Origin of the sequence: Sulfuricurvum sp., assembly GCF_049305995.1 — a bacterium.
Taxonomy (GTDB): domain Bacteria; phylum Campylobacterota; class Campylobacteria; order Campylobacterales; family Sulfurimonadaceae; genus Sulfuricurvum.
On sequence record NZ_JBAQPS010000067.1, the window covers coordinates 1 to 5,048 of the forward strand.

The following is a 5,048-nucleotide window of genomic DNA, read 5'->3' on the forward strand; positions in this document are numbered from 1 at the left end:
CGTCGATGATGCGATGGTGGATCAAGTTGTGAATACTGTTGTTGAAGCGGCACGTACAGGTAAAATTGGTGATGGTAAAATTTTCGTAAGTGAAATCAGCAAAATCGTCCGTATCCGTACGGGTGAAACTGATATCGAAGCGATTTAATTTAACACGCGGAAGGAACAAAGTCCCTTTCGGCTACGCTAACGCTGAGTTTCGCTCGGCGCGAAGCCCACGTGCAGTAAACCGCACTTTAAGATTAAATACTTCCAACTGATTAAAAATTAATCAATCATTCTTCTCAAATCCATTTATTTGGATATATAATGCACACCTTTATCTTAAACTAAAGGTGCTGCATGGATACTGCTTATGTTATCGATACCCTCTTTGCCCTCTTTTCCATCACTTTGATTATTTTAATGGTTCCCGGTTTTGCGATGCTTGAAGCTGGTTTGGTACGAACTAAAAACGTCTCCAGCGTATTGACGGTGAACGTTATGATTTACGCAGTGGCGTCGATGGCTTTTATTTTGGTCGGATTTCATCTGGCTTTCGGTGATTTTCAAAGTACAACGATGAGCCAATGGGCCTTTTTTATGTTCCAAATGGCGTTTGTCGGAAAAGCGATTAATATTATGAGCGGTGGTGTGGGTGAACGTGCCCGTCTTTTGCCATTAACCCTTTTTACGGTTGTAATGGGTGCATTCATCTATCCGAGCGCGGTGAACATCAGCTGGGGAAGCGATTGGCTCAAAGATACCATTTTTGATCTTAACATGGTTGATTTGGCAGGTTCTACCGTCATCCACTCTACGGGCGGATGGGCATTGCTCGCGGCCATTTTGGTCATCGGAGCGCGCAGGGGGCGTTATGTCGGCGATCAAATGCGTGTTATCCCCGCATCCAATATCCCTCTCGTTGTTTTGGGGGCAATGCTCCTTTGGATCGGATGGTTTGGGTTTAACGGCGGTTCTGTCGGTGGTATTTCGACGAAAGCGTTGGCAGATAGTGTCGCATTGACGATTTTCAATACCAATCTTGCAGGGTTAGCAGGGGCAATATCCGCTGGGATTTTAATCTATATACGCTACAAACTGTTTGATATTACGATGATCCTTAATGGTGCACTCGGCGGGTTGGTTGCGGTTACGGCAGGAGCTCATTTGTTCTCTCTTTATGATGCGATAGCGGTCGGATTTATCGGCGGTCTTTTAGTTGTCCTTGCGATCCCTTTATTTGATAAAGTGCGCATTGATGATCCGGTTGGAGCATTGTCGGTTCATTTGGTTAATGGTATTTGGGGTACGTTAGCTGTCGGGATTTTCGCAAGCGACGTTGCAAACAATATTACTTTATTGAATCAGCTCAAAGGGATTGCAGAAATCGCACTTTTTGTATTTCCGGTTTCGTTTGTTATTATTTATCTTATCAATAAAGTATTTCCGTTCCGTGCAACCGATGAGGAACAACAGCAAGGGCTTGATGTCAGCGAATGCGGACTTGAAGCGTATCCTGAGTTTAAAAGGGCAATCTGATTTAAGAGATTGTTGGGTGGAAATCTCAATCTTCTCAGACAATCTTTTTCATTGTTTGCAAGGGAGAGTTTCCCACACCTTCTACAATTTTTTGGTGTAATATTTAAGTGCTTCGTTTCGATGCAATCGAAACGGTTTATCTATGATTCGTATGGTCGGAACAAAGTGCCCGTTGATCATACGGACGGAGCGTTTCTCATCCTCGATACATTCGCCAAATGTTCTTCCCTCCGGATATTGTGTAGCAGGACGTCTTCTTATGGAGGTTTCTTCGTTCATCTCATCATCAAAATTTTTATCTATATCTGTCAATGTTTCAAAAGAGAATTTCACGAGTTTACTTGCCTGCATTGTTCGCAACCGGGCTATGACCGACGCCGTTAAAAAACCAGTGGATGGTCTCTTCGATAATACCGGAGGTGTCAAACTCATGGTAAAGATAACTCTCGATAAAGCCGTCGGAGAATTTTTTAAACAAAATGGCGACGTGCATGTGATTGGTATGCTCCAGGGGGAGCAATAATTTAAACTGACGTACTAAAAAGTTATAGATATCGGCGACAACGCTGTGGTTAGAGACATCGAGCTTATGAAAAAAATAGGGATCGTTTGTGATGGGCTGATTTCGGTGCTGATCGATCCGTAAAAAGATTTCGTATTTGTACTTCAAATAGAGTTTTAAATTCTCTCGCGGATCGGAGGATTCATGATCGTTCAGATTTTTGAGAAATCGTTCTAATTTTAAGATCAAATACTCGACGTAAAGCTCTTCTTTGGAGCCGAACATATTGTAAATTGTTCCGACGGAGGTTTCAAGCTCTTTGGCGAGGTCGGTAATTTTGAACTCTTTGTATCCAGTTTCATCGAAATATTTGGCGGAAGCCGTGAGATAAAGCTCTTTTTTCACTCGGGTAACTTCGCCCATAATCGCACTTTTCACGTATCACCTCTTATTTGATGTTATACATCTAAACGAGCAAAGCCCGTTTAGATGGCAAGGACACGTATGTCCTTTGCAATCCCCTAAAGCTTTTCGCAATTAATGCGAAAGAGATATTTTGATGTATTTTATCACATAAATACAACCGAGTTCAATAAAATGAATACTTTTTAATAAGTTGAACATAATTCAATCTTAAGATTATCTGCTGTAACCTTTCAAATCTCAATCAGGGTTGAACCGATGAAACAAAGCTTACAGAAGCTTTTAGAGCCAAAACTTATCACCTACATCAAAAAAAACGGCTACGAGGGGAGCGACTTTATCAAAGACGCCCTATCTGGTCTCTCCGTTGCGATTGTCGCGTTGCCTCTGGCGATGGCGATTGCGATCGCCTCGAATCTTCCTCCTGAGAGGGGAGTGTTTACGGCGATTGTGGCGGGATTGATTATCTCTTTGATGGGGGGGAGCCGCTATCAAATCGGGGGTCCGACCGCCGCGTTCATCGTCACCGTAGCCCTTGTTGCGATGAAGCACGGCTATGAGGGGTTGGTACTTGCTACCATCATGGCGGGGATACTTTTGGTTCTTATGGCGTTTTTGAGAGCCGGAGAACTGATTAAATTTATCCCCTATCCCGTGATCGTCGGCTTTACTTCAGGGATAGCGCTCCTTATCCTCTTTTCACAGCTGAGAGATTTTTTCGGTTTGTCGATCCAAACCATGCCTCCCGATTTCATCGATAAACTGGTCTTATACGTCCAACACTTACACCAAACCAACCCTTACGCCGTCGTCGTCGCCCTCATCTCTATCGGAATTATCATTCTTATGAAAAACAACTATCCTAAAATCCCTGGTCCGATTGTGGTCGTTATCCTCTCTGCATTGGCGGTATGGGTGCTCAATATCCCTATCGAGACAATAGAGAGCCGTTTCGGTGCTATCCCTTCGATGTTACCCAGTCCCAGTTTCCCCGTTATCACCTTTGAAAAAATCCGCCTTTTGTTTCCCGATGCGATGACGATTGCCCTCCTTGCCGCCATCGAATCACTCTTGTCCGCAGTCGTTGCTGATGGGATGGCGGGGACGAAACATAAACCCAATACCGAACTCTTAGCCCAAGGGGTGGCTAATATCGCTTCGTCCGTGTTTGGCGGATTACCCGCGACCGGTGCCATCGCCCGAACGGCGACCAACATCAAAACAGGAGCCGTATCGCCGATTTCGGGGATCATGCACGCGCTGTGGCTCTTTGGGTTTATGCTCCTTTTAGCCCCATTGATCGTTAAAATCCCCCTTGCGGCGTTGAGTGCTATTTTGATCGTGGTGGCGTGGAATATGTCGGAGATCAAACACATCCGCTCCATTATGAAAGCACCGCGCGCTGATCGTGCCGTGCTGTTCGTCACTTTTGCCCTCACCGTATTGGTCGATTTGAACGTCGCTATCCAAGCAGGGATTGCATTGGCGGCGATCTTGTTTATCCATTCGATGATGGGAGCGGTCGAAATCCGATCCTACGATGACGACGAAGAGGAGAATGACGATCCCGATGCCACCTCGAAAAAAGTGATCCCCAAAGGGGTCGAGGTCTATGAGATCAAAGGACCTCTCTTTTTCGGAATTGCGGAGAGGTTGGTCGATACCCTATTGCTCTTCGATCCGCCGCCGAAGGTCTTTATCTTGCGCCTTCGATATGTTCCGATGGTCGATGCAGCAGGGCTACACGCTCTTGAAACACTAACCCATCAACTTCATGCACAGCATTCGGTATTTATCCTCTCTGGGGTCAATAAAAATGTTCACAATTACATCCGTAAATCAGGATTAGCTAAAGAGATCGGCGAATGGAACATCGTCGATCATATCGACAAAGCGCTTGCCCTAGCGCACGAAATCGTAGACGAACCCCAAAAACAAAGGAAAATCATCGTATGTCATGGCTTACAGCAGAAGAATTAGGACTCACCCACATTGACGCGATCCATCGTAATATAGATTACGATTCGTTGATTAAATACGCACTGGCGAATGAGGGTGCGAAACTCTCCCACAGCGGAGCAGTAATGGTCGATACGGGTATTTTTACGGGACGAAGTCCCAAAGACAAATATTTCGTCGATCAATTCCCATCGAACGAATACATCGCGTGGGGTGAGGTGAATAAACCCCTCAGCAAGCGCGTATGGGATGATTTACTGGGGACGGTCAAAGAGCATCTAAACGGCAAAAAACTCTTTGTTAATGATGTTTTTGCAGGGGCGAGCGAGTCGAGCCGCCGATCTATCCGTTTTATCAGTGAAATCGCATGGCAGTCCCATTTTGTCAAAAACATGTTTATCGAATCTGCTTTTGAGGATTTGATCGGCTTTGCTCCCGATTTCACCTTTTACAGTGCCAGTCGTATCACGAACCATAAATGGAAAGAGCACGGGCTTAATAGCGACGTTTTCATCGTGTTTAACATCGAAGAGAAAATCGCCATCATCGGTGGGACGTGGTACACGGGAGAGTTGAAAAAAGGGGTCTTTACCCTGATGAACTACTGGCTTCCTTTGGAAAACAAGCTCTCGATGCATTGCAG

6 protein-coding genes are annotated in these 5,048 nt (G+C 45.2%); 4 read left to right on the forward strand and 2 right to left on the reverse strand.

Annotation, left to right across the window (positions count from 1 at the left end; translation table 11 throughout):
* Together WA010_RS02265 and WA010_RS02270 are read left to right on the forward strand one after the other, a co-directional pair.
* The coding region (locus tag WA010_RS02265; protein WP_422555562.1) for a P-II family nitrogen regulator at positions 1 to 148 on the forward strand (148 nt) is incomplete at its 5' end.
* 194 nt (positions 149 to 342) lie between these two features.
* The gene (locus WA010_RS02270; protein ID WP_422555557.1) at positions 343 to 1,521 is read left to right on the forward strand and encodes an ammonium transporter; all 1,179 of its coding nucleotides are present in this window, start codon (positions 343 to 345) and stop codon (positions 1,519 to 1,521) included.
* An 81-nt stretch (positions 1,522 to 1,602) separates the two neighbouring features.
* On the opposite strand, the gene WA010_RS02275 is transcribed toward WA010_RS02270, so the two are convergent.
* Together WA010_RS02275 and WA010_RS02280 are read right to left on the reverse strand one after the other, a co-directional pair.
* The gene (locus tag WA010_RS02275) at positions 1,603 to 1,854 is read right to left on the reverse strand and encodes a hypothetical protein (RefSeq protein WP_422555558.1); all 252 of its coding nucleotides are present in this window, start codon (positions 1,852 to 1,854) and stop codon (positions 1,603 to 1,605) included.
* A gap of 4 nt (positions 1,855 to 1,858) precedes the next feature.
* Positions 1,859 to 2,446, reverse strand: coding sequence for a TetR/AcrR family transcriptional regulator (locus tag WA010_RS02280; RefSeq protein WP_422555559.1), 588 nt, complete (start codon positions 2,444 to 2,446; stop codon positions 1,859 to 1,861).
* A gap of 258 nt (positions 2,447 to 2,704) precedes the next feature.
* Here WA010_RS02280 and WA010_RS02285 point away from each other — a divergent pair, with 258 nt between their 5' ends.
* Both WA010_RS02285 and WA010_RS02290 read left to right on the forward strand, forming a co-directional pair.
* Complete coding sequence (locus WA010_RS02285; RefSeq protein ID WP_422555560.1) at positions 2,705 to 4,426, forward strand: SulP family inorganic anion transporter; 1,722 nt, start codon at positions 2,705 to 2,707, stop codon at positions 4,424 to 4,426.
* Positions 4,399 to 5,048: phosphoenolpyruvate carboxykinase (ATP) (locus tag WA010_RS02290; RefSeq protein WP_422555561.1), on the forward strand; the 650-nt coding region annotated here is incomplete at its 3' end. The genes WA010_RS02285 and WA010_RS02290, both read left to right, overlap by 28 nt.

Excerpts from the sequence above, each read along its gene's own strand:
- WA010_RS02270 (WP_422555557.1), top strand. The coding sequence starts at position 343 with ATGGATACTGCTTATGTTATCGATACCCTCTTTGCCCTCTTTTCCATC.
- WA010_RS02280 (WP_422555559.1), bottom strand. The coding sequence starts at position 2,446 with ATGGGCGAAGTTACCCGAGTGAAAAAAGAGCTTTATCTCACGGCTTCC.
- WA010_RS02285 (WP_422555560.1), top strand. The coding sequence starts at position 2,705 with ATGAAACAAAGCTTACAGAAGCTTTTAGAGCCAAAACTTATCACCTAC.